Source organism: Streptomyces sp. NPDC006879 (assembly GCF_042869595.1).
In the GTDB taxonomy this organism is placed as follows: Bacteria; Actinomycetota; Actinomycetes; order Streptomycetales; family Streptomycetaceae; genus Streptomyces.
In genome coordinates, this window is record NZ_JBIAGC010000031.1 from 59839 (window position 1) to 75017 (window position 15179).

Annotated in this window: 13 protein-coding genes; 3 read left to right on the forward strand and 10 right to left on the reverse strand. The window is 68.4% G+C overall.

The genetic code is table 11. The features are described 5' to 3' along the window. Window positions 1–23 precede the first annotated feature (23 nt). The gene (locus ACFYMC_RS21515; protein WP_388527676.1) at window positions 24–2036 is read left to right on the forward strand and encodes an O-antigen ligase family protein; all 2013 of its coding nucleotides are present in this window, start codon (window positions 24–26) and stop codon (window positions 2034–2036) included. Further along, window positions 1997–2953, forward strand: a complete 957-nt coding sequence (locus ACFYMC_RS21520; protein WP_388527679.1) for a glycosyltransferase family 2 protein — start codon at window positions 1997–1999, stop codon at window positions 2951–2953. The genes ACFYMC_RS21515 and ACFYMC_RS21520 overlap by 40 nt, the downstream gene beginning before the upstream one ends. Window positions 2954–2979: 26 nt before the next feature. On the opposite strand, the gene ACFYMC_RS21525 is transcribed toward ACFYMC_RS21520, so the two are convergent. From ACFYMC_RS21525 to ACFYMC_RS21570, 10 genes are all read right to left on the reverse strand, one after another. Next, entirely contained in the window at window positions 2980–3783 is an 804-nt protein-coding gene (locus ACFYMC_RS21525) for a glycosyltransferase family 2 protein (protein ID WP_388527682.1), read from the reverse strand. A gap of 17 nt (window positions 3784–3800) precedes the next feature. Beyond that, window positions 3801–4559, reverse strand: a complete 759-nt coding sequence (locus ACFYMC_RS21530) for a hypothetical protein (RefSeq protein WP_388527685.1) — start codon at window positions 4557–4559, stop codon at window positions 3801–3803. Between the two features lie 543 nt (window positions 4560–5102). Then, entirely contained in the window at window positions 5103–6578 is a 1476-nt protein-coding gene (locus ACFYMC_RS21535) for an oligosaccharide flippase family protein (protein ID WP_388527688.1), read from the reverse strand. Beyond that, window positions 6575–7315, reverse strand: a complete 741-nt coding sequence (locus ACFYMC_RS21540; RefSeq protein WP_388527691.1) for a Wzz/FepE/Etk N-terminal domain-containing protein — start codon at window positions 7313–7315, stop codon at window positions 6575–6577. The genes ACFYMC_RS21535 and ACFYMC_RS21540 overlap by 4 nt, the downstream gene beginning before the upstream one ends. Window positions 7316–7436: 121 nt before the next feature. Then, a complete protein-coding gene (wecB, locus tag ACFYMC_RS21545; RefSeq protein WP_388527694.1) occupies window positions 7437–8564 on the reverse strand; it encodes a non-hydrolyzing UDP-N-acetylglucosamine 2-epimerase in 1128 nt (375 codons plus the stop codon). Window positions 8565–8568: 4 nt separating this feature from the next. Then, window positions 8569–9825: a nucleotide sugar dehydrogenase gene (locus ACFYMC_RS21550; RefSeq protein ID WP_388527697.1), complete on the reverse strand. Its 1257-nt coding sequence runs from the start codon at window positions 9823–9825 to the stop codon at window positions 8569–8571. Further along, entirely contained in the window at window positions 9825–10595 is a 771-nt protein-coding gene (locus ACFYMC_RS21555) for a WecB/TagA/CpsF family glycosyltransferase (protein WP_388527700.1), read from the reverse strand. Before ACFYMC_RS21555 ends, ACFYMC_RS21550 begins: the two co-directional genes overlap by 1 nt. Then, window positions 10592–11761 carry a hypothetical protein gene (locus ACFYMC_RS21560; RefSeq protein WP_388527703.1) on the reverse strand — a complete coding sequence of 390 codons (1170 nt, stop codon included), beginning with the start codon at window positions 11759–11761 and terminating at the stop codon, window positions 10592–10594. The genes ACFYMC_RS21555 and ACFYMC_RS21560 overlap by 4 nt, the downstream gene beginning before the upstream one ends. Window positions 11762–12185: 424 nt before the next feature. Further along, window positions 12186–12785 carry an acyltransferase gene (locus ACFYMC_RS21565; RefSeq protein ID WP_388527706.1) on the reverse strand — a complete coding sequence of 200 codons (600 nt, stop codon included), beginning with the start codon at window positions 12783–12785 and terminating at the stop codon, window positions 12186–12188. A 341-nt stretch (window positions 12786–13126) separates the two neighbouring features. Continuing rightward, window positions 13127–13564 carry a YjbQ family protein gene (locus ACFYMC_RS21570; RefSeq protein WP_388527708.1) on the reverse strand — a complete coding sequence of 146 codons (438 nt, stop codon included), beginning with the start codon at window positions 13562–13564 and terminating at the stop codon, window positions 13127–13129. Window positions 13565–13621: 57 nt separating this feature from the next. On the opposite strand from ACFYMC_RS21570, the gene ACFYMC_RS21575 reads away from it, so the two are divergent. After that, entirely contained in the window at window positions 13622–14710 is a 1089-nt protein-coding gene (locus ACFYMC_RS21575) for an NAD(P)-binding domain-containing protein (protein WP_388527711.1), read from the forward strand. The last annotated feature ends 469 nt before the right edge of the window (window positions 14711–15179 follow it).

Consider the following 15179-nt stretch of genomic DNA (forward strand, 5'->3'; position numbering starts at 1 on the left):
TCGGACAGCTCGCGGAGGGCTTCATGAGCATCGGTGAGATCGGCGCCGTACTGCGCCGCCGTTGGTACGTGATGGTGCCCATCACCCTGCTGAGCCTGCTCGCGGGAATGCACCTGTACCGATCGGTGCCGGTGGCCTACCAGTCGGAGAGCTCCGTCGCGCTGCTGGACTCGATGGCGGTCGCGGAACTGGCTCCCACCTTCGGCAACCCGATATCCAACGCCGGGGGCTCGCTGGTGGTCACCGCGGACGTGCTCATCAGAACCCTGTCCGGCACTGACGCGGCCCAAGATCTACGGGGCCTCGGCGTCACCGACCCCTACACGGTCGGGTTCGCCGCCAATGCCTCCGGGCCGCTGTTAACACTGACCGTCACGGGGACCGACCGGGCGAAGGTCTTATCGGAGACCAGCAAACTGACGGTGTTCGCAGGGGAACAGCTCAAGGCTCTCCAGGCCGCGGCCGAGGTGGAACCCGCCTACTTCGTCCAGACCGCGCCCGTGGTACTGCCGCAGACGCCCAAGCCCCAGCTCAAAGCCCGCTACCAGCAGGTCCTGGGCGTGGTCATCCTCGGTACCACCACCGGGTTCACCCTGTCCTTCGTCACGGAGAGCCTCGCCAACGCACGGCGTCGGCGGCGGGCGAACCGAGTGGCCAAGACCACGACGCAGCGCAGGCCCCGGCGGGGTCTGCCCGGTCGGACGATCGACGCCACCTCGATCCTGAGCGGCTACCTCGCGCTCGCCTTCTTCATTCCCTCCAACCTCACGCTGCCAGGCCTCGGCGGCGTGGGCACCCCGGCCAACGTCTTCGCCCTGCTCGGGCTCTTCTGGTATCTGGCGACCTGGATCACCGGTCGGATCCGCCCGGCTGCGGGAACCCGCCTGCCCAGGGTGGTGATGTGCCTGCTGTCGGTCGCGGTGCTGGCGTCCTATCTGGCAAACGCCACCCGGGGCAGTTCGCACAAGGAGATCCTCGGTGCGGACCGCGGTCTGATCGGACTGCTCGTATGGGTCTCCCTCGTCGTCCTGGTGTCCGCAGGGATCCAGGACCGCGACCGGCTCGATGTCCTGCTTCGCAGGGTGGTCGTGATGGGAGCGGTGGTGGCCGCCATCGGCTACTACGATTTCTTCACGGCTACGAACATCGCCGACAAGATCAGCATTCCCGGGCTGCAGTCGAGCGTCGCCCAGATCACCACCCTGGACCGCGGCTCCTTCACCCGTCCCCGCTCCACCACCGCGCAGCCCCTGGAGTTCGGTGGGATGCTCGCGATCCTCCTGCCGTTCGCCATCCAGCAGGCTTTCGACCCGGCCCGCCAGCACCTGACCAAGCTACGCCGGTGGCTGCCGGTCGTGCTGATGGGCGGTGCCCTACCACTCACGGTCTCGCGCACGTCCATCATCGGGGCACTGATCGTCATCCTCGTGATGGTGCTGCGGTGGAAGCCCGAACGGCGCTGGACTGCCATCGGCCTGTTGATCGGCTCGGTGGCCTGTTTCAAGGTCATCATTCCGGGGTTGATCGGCACCATCACGGCTCTCTTCGCCTCCTTCCTGTCCAACTCCGACAGCAGCACGCAGGCCCGCACCGTGAAGTACAGCGCGATCGTCCCCTATCTGGACGAGCACCCGTTGTTCGGGCGCGGCTTGGGCACTTTCACCCCGGACCTGTACTTCTTCACTGACAACCAGTACATGCTGACGCTGGCGGAAATGGGGTTCATGGGGTTGGCGGCACTGTTGTTGCTGTTCATCACCGGCATCCACCAAGGCGGTGCCATCCGCAGGTTGGCTCGTAGCGAATCCGACCGCGAGCTCGGGCAGGCCTTCTTCGCTTCTGCCCTGGTCACCCTCGTCATCAGTGCCACCTTCGACGCACTGAGCTTCCCGATGTTCGCCGGGATGTTCTTCCTCACGCTCGGCGCCGGAGGCAGTTACCTCGGCTTCATCCGGCGCTCGACGCCCAAGCCCAAGCCCCGATCCGTGGAGTCCACATGTCCCCCCGTCACCCCGCAACCGGTACCGGTCCCGTAGCTGTCCTCGTCGTCACCTGGAACAGCTCGGCCGTGCTCCCGGACTTCCTCGCCTCCTTGCCGACGGGCATGGCCGGGCTGGACTGGCGGCTCGTCGTCGCCGACAACGACTCGGCCGACGACACCGTCGACGTGCTGAGCTCCCTGGCTCCCGATGCCACCGTGGTGCAGACCGGACACAACGCCGGCTACGCGGCCGGGGTCAACGCCGCCCTGGACGCCGCTGCCCGCTGGGAGGGCGGCTATCGGGCCGCCCTGGTGTGCAACCCCGACATCCGGATGCGCAGCGGCTGCGCGAAGGCGCTCGTGCACTCGCTGGAGACGAAGCTGGAGGATGGACGCCAGGTCGGGATCACCGTGCCCCTGCTCTACGAGGAGGACGGCCGCACCCTCGTGCACTCGCTGCGGCGCGAGTCCAGTGTGACCCGGGCCCTTGGCGAGGCAGTGGTGGGCAACCGCCGGGCAGGTCGCTTCCCACGCTGGAGCGAGTTGGTGACGGACACCGCGGCGTACGAGCACGAGACCGTCACCGACTGGGCGACCGGAGCCCTGATGGCTCTGTCGGGCACGTGTCTGGCCGCCTGTGGAGCGTGGGATGAGTCCTTCTTCCTCTATTCCGAGGAAACCGAATTCTGCTTGCGGGCCCGCGACAGGGGGTTCGTGACCCGTCTGGAGCCGACCGCCGCCGCCACTCATCTCGGTGGGGACTCTCAGGTGTCGCCGCGGCTGTGGACCTTGCTCACCCTGAACCGGGTCCGCCTCTACCAGCGCCGGCACGGCCCCGCCGCGACGGCCGCCTTCCGGGCGGCGGTACTGCTACGGGAATCCTCTCGGGCTGCCCTCGGCCGATCAGCGAGCAGGTCAGCTGCCCGCGCACTGGCAAGTCCCTCCGCTCTGCGCACGATCCCCGGCCCTTGACCGCACCGGCCGGCTGGCCGGTGCGGTCAGTCGGCCTGCGGCCCCTCCCAAGCGGTGTAGAAACTCCCCGGGTTCACCAGGTATCGCACGGTGGGGCACGGCAGGTGGCGCACTTCGTGGTGGCGGGCGTAGCGGCGGATGAGCTCCCAGTCCTCCCGGGGGAGCACCTCGGGAGTCCTTCGCAAACGGCTGAAGAACAGGGCGCGGTGGCGAGATGCCACGAAGGCGTTGGTGTCGAGGAATGCCTCGCGGGCTGCGCGGCGCCGGTCGAAGGGCACCGACAGGACGTCCTTCTCCTCGCCGTCGGGCAGGACTCGGCGCAGCGCGGTGTAGACGGCTTCGGGGCCGTCGGGCGCTTCGAGGGCGGCGAGGGCCTGCTCCAGGTGGTCCGGCTCCCACAGGTTGTCGTCATCGAGGAAGGCGACGTAGCGGGAGCGGGTCAGCCTGATTCCCACGTTGCGCACCACACCCGCCGTACCGGTGTTGCGCGCCAGGGAAACGGCGTACAGGCGTGGGTGGGCCGGGAGTTCGGGCAGTCCTGCACCGTCGTCGACGACCAGGACGACGTGGTCGTGGACCGTTTGGGCGAGCGCCGAGCGGACAGCGGCGCGCAGCGCCTCCGGGCGTCGGTGAGTAGCGATCACCGTGGCCACCCGAGCTTCGGGGACCTCGGGTAGAAGGGCGCGCAGCCGCTCTGCCTCCGCCCGTTCGAAGCGGCCCAGCCGCAGAGCCGAGGGCGCCAACACGACCTTGTTCCTGAGTTCGAAGAGCACCAGCCAACCGAAGTGTCGTTTGAGCAGTTCCCACGGGGCGCGGGCAATGCGGTGCATCGTGTCCTCTCGATGGTTCAGGGGGTGGGCTCCGGTGTGACGGGGGTGCCGTCGGACATCCGGTTGCCGCTCCACAGGTTTCCGGCGCCGTCGGGGTTCCAGGCCGCGACGGCGCCGTAGGCGCCGCCGTGGGGGTGGTACTGGTCGGAGAAGACGTTGTCGGTGACCTGGATGCCGTTGGCGCCGGATCCGCCGCCGTACAGCGCGTACGCTCCGCCGGCCAACCAGTTGCCCTCGATCGTCACGTGGGATACCACGCCGGTGTCGGCGAACAGGCCGATGCTGGCGCTGGCTCCCCGGTCCACCGGGACCGAGTTCAAGAGGGTGTTGCGCCGGATCGTGAGCCGCCCCTTGTTGCCACCACCGCTGATCACGGCATCGGTGTGCTGCCACTCGCCGCTCTGATTGCGGAAGGCCACGAGGTCGTGGACGTAGTTGTCGTGGAGGTAGCCCTGGCCCATGGAGAGGGCGTTGCCGAACACCGAGATGTTGCACCAGCCGACTTCGATGGAGCTCACACCCATGTTGGAGACGGCGTAGTTCACCCCGCCGTTGTCGGGTCCCTTACCGGGCACGGCGGTGATGGTGGTGTGCAGGACGCGCAGACCGCTGTACCCGGGCCGCAGGTTGACCCCCCACCAGTTGGTGGAAGTGATCTTGCTGTCGATGATGGTCACGTCGTTGGCGTAGATGTCCAGGGAGCCGGTGATGTCCCAGCCGCGGATGACCTTGCCGTCGGTCTTGATGGACAGGTTCCCCGTGTTGTGGCGTTGCAATTTGATGCGTGGCCCGGTGTTGCGGGCGTCGGGGAACCCGCAGGAGGCCGGTGAGGAACAGGCCCGGGCGAGCGGAGGCGGGGGGGGGGGGGGGGGGGGGGGGGGCGGCCCCGCCGGCGGGGGGGGGGGGGGGGGGGGGGGGGGGGGGGGGGGGGGGCCCCCCCCCCCCCGGCGGCGCGCGGGGGGGGGGGGGGCGGGCGGCGCGCCCCCCCCCCCCCCCCCCCCCCCCCCCCCCCCCCCCCCCGGCGGGGCGACGGGCCGGGGGGCCGACGGTGTTGGGTCAGCCCTCGGTCGCGAGGTCGGCGTGGCCAGCGAACTGTCGGGGCTGCTGTCCGAGGTGAGAGCGGAAGGCACGGGACGGGTTGGTAGGGGACCGGGGTCGCTCGGTCCGGGGCATTCCAGGGCCTCATCAGGACAGGGCGCCGCCGCCGGCTCCCCCACTCCGGCACGGGACGCCTGGAAGAGTGCGAGAGCGAGGACCAGCAGGGTGCCCGCAAGCATTCCGGCCCACAAACGGCCTCGTTTACCACGTGTCATGACTGCCTATCCGAGGGCCGTATTGACCGGTTTGGAGCCGCGCAGGAACGCGCGGCTGGGCCATAGGCAGACGGCGTAGACGGCCGCCCCGGCCATGCTGGTGGCCAGGAGGGCGAGCACACCGTCGCCTAGGGAGCGTTCCAGGCCGAGGACGACCGCGGCCATCGCGACACCACCGATGAAGGGCCAGGTGCAGGCCTTCGCGATGGCACGGAGCCCGATCCCACCCCGTCGCAGTGCGAAGAGGAAGACCGGGACGACCACCCCGCCCGCTACCAACACGTGCGCCTGCGAGACACCGACGATGCCGCCGATGTCCGAGCCGATCACCAGGACGGGGAGGAGGACGACGAGCCACAGAGCCTGGACGGCTATCAAGGAACGCCGCTGGCCGACGGCAACGAGACAGTCGTAGGCGAGTTCGCAGGCGATCCGGACCAGGCCGAGGGCCATCAGCCACGGCAGCGCATCGGCGGCAGGCAACCACCGGTCACCGTAGACGAGTCCCACGATGGGCCCGGCGAGAGCGGCGAGGAGCACGCACAGTGGCACCGTGGCGGTCATGACCACGCCGAGGGCTCGGCTGAATCCCGCTGACAGCGCCTCGGGCGAGGCGGCCAGTCGGGAGAAGCCCGCGAAGGAGACCCGACGGGCCGCCTCGGAGATGATCCGCACGGGCCAGCCGGAGATGTTGAAGGCGAGCACGTAGAAGCCGAGGGCCAGCTGGTCCAGGGTGGATCCGACGATCATGGTGTCGACGTTGACCACGGCCAGGGCAAGCATGCTCGCGCCTGCCAGGGGAAGACCGAACCGCAGCAGCGCGCGGGCCTGTTCGGGGTCCCAGCCGAACCTGAGAGTGCGCGGTGCCGCCAGGCAGCAGCCGATGAGCGCTGCCGCATTGCCCACCACAGAGCCCCAGGCGAAACTCATGGCGCCCCATCCCTGCACCGCCAGGAGCAGGGTGACGGCGGTGGACAAGAGGAAGTTCACCGCGTCGATGATCATCCGCCGCCCTTGGGCGAACTCCCGGGTGAGGAATCCCGCGGGCACCTGGGACAGGCCGTCGAGCACCACGCACAGGCACATCACCCGCAGCACGCCCGAAGCTTCGGCAGAGCCGAGCACCCGGGCAGCGGCTGGGGCGATGGCGAACAGGACCGCGTACAGCAGCAGGCTGGAGGCGGTGCTGAGGGTGACGACGGTGGGCGCGAAGCGGCGCGGGTCACCCTCCCAGCGGACGATGGCCAGGGAGACGCCGAGCTCGTTTGCGGACAGCAGCACCAGCAGCACGGTCTGGGCGATGCCGTAGACGCCCCAGGCCTCCGGTCCGAGGAAGAACCTCGCCAGGATGATGCCGGTGGCGAAGTTACCCAGCCTCATGACCACGGTGTTGATCAGGCTCCACCGGGCGGCCGATCCGACCTTGCGCCCGAGCGAGGGCGCGGTGGCGGTGGGCGGCGTCTCGGTGTCCTGGCCCGTCATGGCGACCTGGTCAGATGGGAGCCGGCGAAGTGGGCGCCGGAGGTCCGCGGGTCGGGCAGAGCGGTGGCTGCCGAGCCCTGCGGCGGCACTGTCTCGGTGTTCTCGGCGGCTTCCTCACCGGCCGGCCTGTGCTTGCCGCGCGGCCTTCGCCGCGCTTCCACGAAGAAGGTCGCCACCAGACTGAGCACGAAACCGGCGAGCCCGGCCATGATCAGATACTGGAGCCTGGTCTTGGTCTGGGCAACCGGCTTCTGCGGAGGCACGATCGTGGCCATCCTGATCATGGCTTGCGGCTCCACCGACTGCTGCTTCTGAAACTGGGTCAGCCGCTTCTCGGCATAGCCGATGAAGAGCTTGTCCGATTTCAAGACGCTGTCCGGGTCGGTGCCGGATACCGTGAGCCACATGAAGGGCCCCTGAGCGTTGTCGGCGATCATCGCTTCATGCAGACCGGTGACGCCCAAGGCCTTGAGGTCGGCCTTGGCGTCGTCGGAATTCAGATTGCGCGCCAGACCGTCGGCCATACCGGTCAAGGACGCCTGGGTGCTCAGGAAGGGGTTTCCGTCGAAGGCCTCGGTGGCCTTGCGCGAGTTCAGCAGGGTCACGGTGCTCTGTGACTGGTACTCCACCGGAACCAGCAGCTGGACGGCGACGGTCAGGGCTGCGGTCAGCAGCAGTCCGGGCAGCAGCACGTACCAGCGTCTGCGCATGACCCGCCAGATCTCGGCGAGATCCATGGTCTTCCCCCTCGCGGCGGCGGCGTGGGACCACGCCGCCGCTGTGGTGTTGCGGTGATCTTCTTACGGATTCTTGTGATCACGTTCCCGGGACTCCGGCGGCCGGTGCCCCGGGAACGGGCTAATGGGGTGGGAGGCTGCCCGCTCCGAGGTCGGTGGGCCGCAGCCGGTGCTCCGCGCGTCCCCCGTCCAACAACACCTGAGCGATGCGTTCACTCGCGCGACCGTCCCAGAGTTCCGGACAACGGGGCGCCGGTGGCTGGTCGAGTACGCGGTTGACCGTTTCCAGGATGCGTTGCGGGTCGGTACCGGCGAGCACGTTGGTTCCCTGCTCGACGGTGATGGGCCGCTCGGTGTTCTCCCGCAGGGTGACGCAGGGAACGCCGAGCGCGGTGGTCTCCTCCTGCACTCCCCCGGAGTCGGTCAGGACCAGCCGGGCGGAATCCTGCAGGGCGATGAAGTCCAGGTATCCGGCCGCCGGCACCAGTTTGATCCCGCCGGGTACGCCCAACTCGGCCAGCCGAGCTGCTGCGCGCGGGTGCACAGGCAGCAACAACGGGCAGCGTTCGGCGATCTCCCCCAGTGCTTTGAGGAGACCGGTGAGGGCTGCCGGGTCGTCCACGTTGGCCGGTCGGTGCAAGGTGACCAACCCATATCCGCCGCGGGTCAGCTGGTAGCGCTGGAGGACTTCGCACTGCCTGGCCCGGTCCAGATTGGCGAACAGCGTGTCGATCATGACGTTGCCGACCACGTGGATCTGATCCTCGCGGTACCCCTCGGCTCGCAGGTTCGCGGCGGCGTCGGGCGAGGGCGCCAAAAGGTAGTCGCTCACGCGGTCGGTGGCGACCCTGTTGACCTCTTCGGGCATGCTCCAGTCACGGCTGCGCAGCCCCGCCTCCACATGGGCGAGCAGGGGGCCGGCCTTGGCGGTCACCAATGCGCAGGCCAGTGTGGAGTTGATGTCACCGACGACTACCACCGCATCCGGAGCGACCTCCTCCACCAGCGGCTCGAAAGCTGCCATGACCCGGCCGGTCTGTTCCGCGTGGGTTCCGGACCCGGCACCGAGGTACCGGTCCGGGCTGCGGATACCGAGGTCGCGAAAGAAGACGTCGTTCATGGACTCGTCGTAGTGCTGTCCGGTGTGGACCAGCAGTACCTCGGCTCCGCGACGCTCCAGGGCGTCCATCACCGGCTTGATCTTCATGTAGTTGGGCCGCGCTCCGGCGACGCATACGACTTTGGTCACGGGCTCAGAGCACCTCCACCGTCGGCCCGGACAGGCGGTTGCGGCAGTCGAGGACGAAGGAGGCGTGCTCCTTGACCATCTCGTAGTCGAAGGAGTCGTGGTCGGTGATCAGGACCACCAATTCGGCGGCTGCGAGCTCCCTCTTGGTCGGTTCCACCCGAACCAGCCGGGCGTCGACCTTGATGCTCTCGACAACGTGCGGATCCGCCGCCCGGACCTTGGCGCCCATGTCGAGCAGCAACTGGGCGATGCGCACGGAGGGCGATTCACGCGCGTCCCCGGTGTTCTTCTTGTAGGCCAGCCCGAGGAGCAGGACGCGCGAACCGTTGACGGAGCGGCGCTTGGTGTTGAGCGCGTCGATGACGCGCCGAGTGACGTACTCCGGCATGTGGCTGTTGATGTCGTTGGCGAGCTCCACGAAGCGGAAGTTCTGGCCGAGCTCGCGTTGGACCCGCCACGACAGGTACGAAGGGTCGATCGGCAGGCAGTGTCCACCCACACCCGGCCCCGGGGTGAACTTCATGAAGCCGAACGGCTTGCTGGAGGCGGCTTCGATGGCCTGCCACACGTCGATGTCCAGGTGGCGCGCGAACATCGCTATCTCGTTGACGAGGGCGATGTTGACGTGCCGGAAGGTGTTCTCCAACAGTTTGGCGAGCTCGGCTTCCTTCGGAGAGCGCACCGGCACCGTGGTGTCCACGAGTTCTCCGTAGAAGGACTCCACGGCCTTCAACGAGGCCGCGTCCACGCCTGAGACGACCTTGGGCGTCTGCTGGAAGCCCCAGACGGCGTTTCCGGGGTCGATGCGCTCGGGGCTGTAGCCGAGGTGGAAGTCCGCTCCGGCACTCAGCCCCGAACCGTTCTCCAAGATGGGCGCGAAGAGTTCCTCGGTCGTGCCCGGATAGGTGGTCGACTCCAGGATGACGGTGGCGCCCGGGCGCAGGAAGCGCGCCAGGGTGTGGGCCGATTCCTCGATGTAGCTGAGGTCGGGAGTGCCCTCCTGTAAGGGGGTGGGAACGGTGACGACCGCCACATCGAACCCACCGCAGTCACGAGCCAGCTCACTGGGCCGGTACGTCCCGCGTGCCAGAGCCCGGTTGAGCCGCTCGGAGGAAACGTCCTCCACATATGATTCGCCCGCGGCGAGGCTCTTGACCCGCCGGGCGTTCACGTCGTACCCGATCACCTGGTGCCCGACCTCGGCGGCCCGGATGGCCAGTGGCAGGCCGACGTATCCCTGTCCCACGACGACGACGCGCATCAGTAACTCCTGTTCGCGGTACCGGTGGACGGTGTGCGGTGGATGAACTCGCGGACCGTCATGAGGAGGAAGGCAGCATTGGTGGTGAGGTAGCGCCTGCCCAGGCGCCGAGGCTCCTGGAGGGTGCGGTAGAACCATTCGAGGCCGACCCGTTGCCAGGCCAGCGGCGCTCGTTTGGTGATCCCGGCGAGGATGTCGAAGGAGCCTCCGACGCCGTGCACTACGTTGGCGCCGGTGCGGGTGCCGTAGCCGGCCGTGAAGATCTCCTTCTTGGGCGAGGTCATTCCCAGGAACAACATCTGAGCGCCGCTGTCGGCGATCGCGTCGGCGATCGCTTCCTGTTCCGAGTCCTCGAAGTAGCCGTTGCGGCTGCCGGCCACTCGAAGTTTCGGGAACCGCTCGTCGATCTCCTGGAGCATCATGTCCAGGACCCGCTGTTGGGCGCCGAGCAAGTAGACGGAGATGCCTTCTGCTTCCGCGGCGGCGAGTAGGTGCATGAACAGGTCGATGCCGGCGACGCGTTCCGGCAGGCGCGTGCCGAGGACCCGGCCCGCCCAGACCACCGCCTGGCCGTCGGCCAGAACGAGATCGCAACCGGCGACCGCCTTCGCCAGACGGGGGTCACGCCGCATGTTGACCAGCTTGGCCGCGTTGACCATGCCGATCTCGATGCGCTCCTCTCGCCGGACGACGTCCAGGCACCGCTGCACGGTCTCCTTCATGGTCAGGGCATCCAGGCTCACTCCGAAGAGGGACTGACGCTGTGTCATCTCTTGATCTCCCCGAGCCAGGCGAACAACATCCAACCGAACTCGTACGGTCGGCACTCGCGGTCCACGGCCAGTGGGCGAAACAGCCGGTCCAGCGGGGTCAGCCGCGCCTTCGGCGCGACCTTCGACGTCAGTCCCCGAGCGGCTCGAACGGCCTTCTTCGGGTCTCCCCGGTACACCTTGCGCCACGTCAGACCCAGCTCGTCCAGGATCATCGGCTCACGAGGGCGGCCGTCTTCGCCGGCGAGCTCGGGCACTTCCGTCATCCAGCGCAGTCCGCGACGGATCGCCGCGCCGAATTCCGTACCGCCCGCTTCCGCGAGGTCGAACAGCGCGGTCGGGGCCATCGCGTGCTGGTGAACGCTGTAGACCGGATAGCCCTCGACCACTTCGGCGGTTCGGGCGTCGTAGTGCCACCACCACTGCCCGCCCGCCCCCTGGAGGGCGCAGATACGGGCGGCGCAGGCGTCTGCGGCAGCCAGGGACTGCTCATCGCCACCGCTCGCGTGGAGCCGGGCCAAGGCCTGCAAGGGGTAGACCTGATCGGCGAAACAGGCCACGTGCGAGCGGTATCCCGGCACCAGGCCGGGGCCGGTCGCATGTGGAAAGAGTGGGCTGTTGCCGACCCGGCAGCGCAGCAGCCGCTCCCGCGCGGCGACGAGGCCGCCCTCGACGTCCACGGTGTCCCGGGCGGCGGCCAGTGCGGAGAGCACCCAGGCTGCCTCCACGGTGTACTGCGGCCGGCCCGGTGGGTCAAGTGCGGCGACGCGGGCCAGGGCGTCGGCCAGCTTGGGGTGGGCGGTCTCGGCGGCGGCCCAGGCGATCAGCGCGGCGTCACCGAGGTTTCGCACCCCCGGAAGGCGCTCCACCAGCAGTCCGGTGAACTCCTGGGCGGTGCGGCCGGCGAAGAGGGCGCGTTGCCGGTCCTCCGGCAGGAACCGCGCCCCCAACGCGGTGATGGCTGCGTACCGGGTACTGGTCCCCCGTGACTCGATCCTCTTCTTGCCTTCGGGAGAGATCACCCCTGCCCGGGTGAACACGAAGGTGTCCTCGCCCGGTTGGTACATCGCGGGCAGCCCTGACTCGGCCACTGTGAGCAGCCGTTCGGCGAGGGCGTGCAACGGCAGGTCCTCGCGGGCCAGTGCTCCTAATCGTTCGCCGGTCACCGGGCTGTCACCTCGGTTCCCTGTGTGCTGCGCGCACCGTGTATGTCCGAGCTGTACGGCTCCAACACACCTACCCCCTCTAACTCGCTCCTCGGACGGACCTGCGGTCGTCGCTCCGCGGAGGGGGATTGCCAGTGACGGCGCCCGTGATCGATGGCGTGATGCCACCGATGCCGCGAACCGGCCCGGCGGCTGCCGCCTGGATCCCCCCGGCAACACGTCGGACTGGGCACGCGCGAATGCGGTGTACCGGCACGCTCACGCACCGACCACACCGGCACAGGTGCCCTCGTCGTGTACAACCCCCCACTGAACAGAGCCCGTTGCCCTGCTCAGATCCCGTGTACGGGAACACGGTATGCCTACGGATGTTCGTTGATTGTGGTTTTGAGGAAATGCCGGCGGCCTAAATTGCCGACGCCTGTCAGGCGCGCTCGCTGAGCACGCCCTCCTTCTCGTCGTACAGTGCCCCCGTGCTCGGGCATCCCCAAACGCCCGGTTCCCCCTCACGCTGCACCAGCTTCACCCCGGCCCGGCCCACCCAACCGATCCGCCGCGCGGGAACGCCCGCGACCAGCGCGAAGTCAGCGACATCACGGGACACCACTGCACCAGCCGCCACCAAGGCCCAACGCCCCACTCGCACCCCGGCCACGCACACCGAACGGGCGCCCAGTGAAGCCCCCTCAGCGACCACGACCCCTTTGGCCTCCCAGTCGCCACCGCGCTTCTGCCTGCCGTCAGGATCCACCGCACGGGGGTAGAAATCGTTGGTGAGGACCACGGCGGGCCCGATGAACACTCCGTCACCGAGTTCGGCAGGCTCGTACACCAGCGCGTGGTTCTGCAGCTTCACGTTGTCGCCGATCTTCACCCCGGGGCCTACGTACGCGCCCCGTCCCACGATGCATCCGCGCCCTAACCGCGCTTCCTCCCTGATCTGCGCAAGATCCCAGATCGTGGTCCCCTCACCGAGCACGGCCGTCTCATCGACCTGGGAAGAAGGTTGAATGCGGACACTCACGACGCGGTCCCCTTACGGTGAGCGAAGGACTACAGGTGCACTGGTGTACGGCCTGAGCATATGCGCCGGGCGTGCTCCCCACAGCGAGATCAACCGACTGTTCACACAACGGACTTGCCCACGGTCCTGGCAGGTCGGCGACCGCGCGGGCATACCGCACGGCCGGGAGGGCCGAGCCCGCCAAGCCCCGGAGGATCGGCGCGCCACCGGACGCGGTGCACCGCAAGCGGGGGTGGCCTCGCGCGGGGCGTGCCCACGCGATCCGACGACGCGGCGAGATGCCGTGGCTGTCGCCCCGCGCCCGCCGGGGATGAGCGGACGGACCTCAGCCGCGCCCGGGCTCAGGAGCCGGCCAGGAAACTCAGGCGGACCTGGCGCTCCTCATTGTCCTGGTTGGTGTCCACCAAACACACGGACTGCCATGTGCCGAGCGCGAGGCCGCCTGCGAGCACCGGAAGCGTGGCATGAGGAGGCACAAGGGCCGGCACGACGTGATCGCGACCGTGGCCCGGGGAACCGTGCCGGTGACGCCAGCGGTCATCGGCGGGCAGCAGGGTGCGCAGAGCCGAGAGCAGGTCTTCGTCGCTTCTCGCTCCGGTCTCGATGACGGCGATCCCTGCGGTGGCATGCGGGACGAAGAGGTTCAAGAGGCCGTCGCGGCCGTTCGAGGCCTCGGCGAGGAATTCCTCGCACTGCTCGGTCAGGTCGACCACGGCTTCCAGGTTGCCGGTGTGACAGCTGAGGGTGCGCGTGACGAAGGACGCGAGTTGATCACTCATGGAACCATCCTCGCGCGATCGGGGAAGCTCCGAGCCCGTTCGACTGTTCGTAGAATCGTGAACAATCTCGATGTGGTGGTGATCGGGGCCGGGCAAGCCGGCCTGTCCAGCGCCTTCCACCTGCGCCGAGCAGGCATGCTTCCGGAAGTGGACTTCCTGGTGATTGACCACGCCCCGGTCGCCGGAGGCGCGTGGCAGTTCCGGTGGCCGAGCCTGACGTACGGCCGAGTCCACGGAATACATTCCCTGCCCGGCCTCAAGTTGAGTGACGGCGATCCGCAGCGCCCCTCCTCGGAAGTCATCGGAGACTACTTCCGCACCTACGAGCAAGCCTTTGACCTGCGAGTACACCGCCCCGTGCATGTCGGTGCGGTGCGTGACGGCCTCGGTGGGCGGCTGTCGGTGGAAACCTCTGCCGGAACCTGGCGACCCCGGGCACTGATCAACGCCACGGGCACCTGGGACCGCCCCTTCTGGCCCCGTCTGCCCGGCCAGGAGTCCTTCGAGGGCCAGCAGTTCCACACGGCCGACTATCCCGGGCCACAGGCGTTCGCAGGGCTACGGGTCGTCGTCGTGGGGGCGGGCACCTCGGGTGTCCAGCACCTCCTGGAGATCTCCAAGGTGGCGGCGAGAACCACCTGGGTGACTCGCCGGGCGCCGATCTTCCGCACCGGGGAATTCGGTGAGGCCGAGGGCCGGGCGGCCGTGGCCTTGGTCGAGGAGCGCGTCAGTCGGGGGCTCCCTCCGCAGAGCGTGGTGTCCGTCACTGGGCTACCGCTGAACGAAGCCATCAGGAACGGCATCGACTCGGGCGTGCTCCACAGGCTGCCGATGTTCCAGAACATCACCCCCACCGGGGTGCGCTGGCAGGACGGCAAGACGGTAGAGGCCGATGCGATCGTCTGGGCCACGGGCTTCCGCCCCGCGATCGACCACCTGGCACCCCTGCGGCTGCGCGAGCCTGGAGGTGGCATACGGCTGGAAGGAACCAAGGTGGCGCGGGATGAGCGGGTCCACCTCGTGGGCTATGGGCCCTCCGCCAGTACTGTCGGTGCGAACCGAGCCGGGCGGGCGGCGGTCAGGGAGGTCCACCGCCTCCTGAAGGGACAGCAGAACTACTCCCCGCTGTCTTCACTTGCGGAGTGAGGCCGTCGCCCGGGACTCCTCACGCTCGGCGTTGAAGGCGGCGACATGGCGTCAGTGCTCCGCATGGGTCGCAGAGAAGCGCGTGTCACCCGCCTTCACTGTCACGACGAACAACCAGTCGCCCGGAGACGGGTCGTTGGATGACGCTCGCCAGCGTGACGGCTTTGGTACGCGGTGAAGCCGAGACGCCTGGCGGACTCGACCACCGAGCAGCAAGGCTTTGATGAGCGGTTGTCACCATGTCGGCGATCAGACCGCTAGAAGACTCATGAAGATCTTGAAATCACGCCCGGCTTGTACCGGTTCATGGCGATTGATATTAGCGGGCAATCCGGGGCGGGCCGGGCAGTCGAAGCAAGATCTTCATCGGTCTTCTAGTAGTGCTTGGTCAGGTTGGTGTGGTGCTTGGTATGTCGCGGTGGCAGGTGGGGCAGGCGCCGGTCCAGGTGGCGAGGAGGGTCTGTAGTTC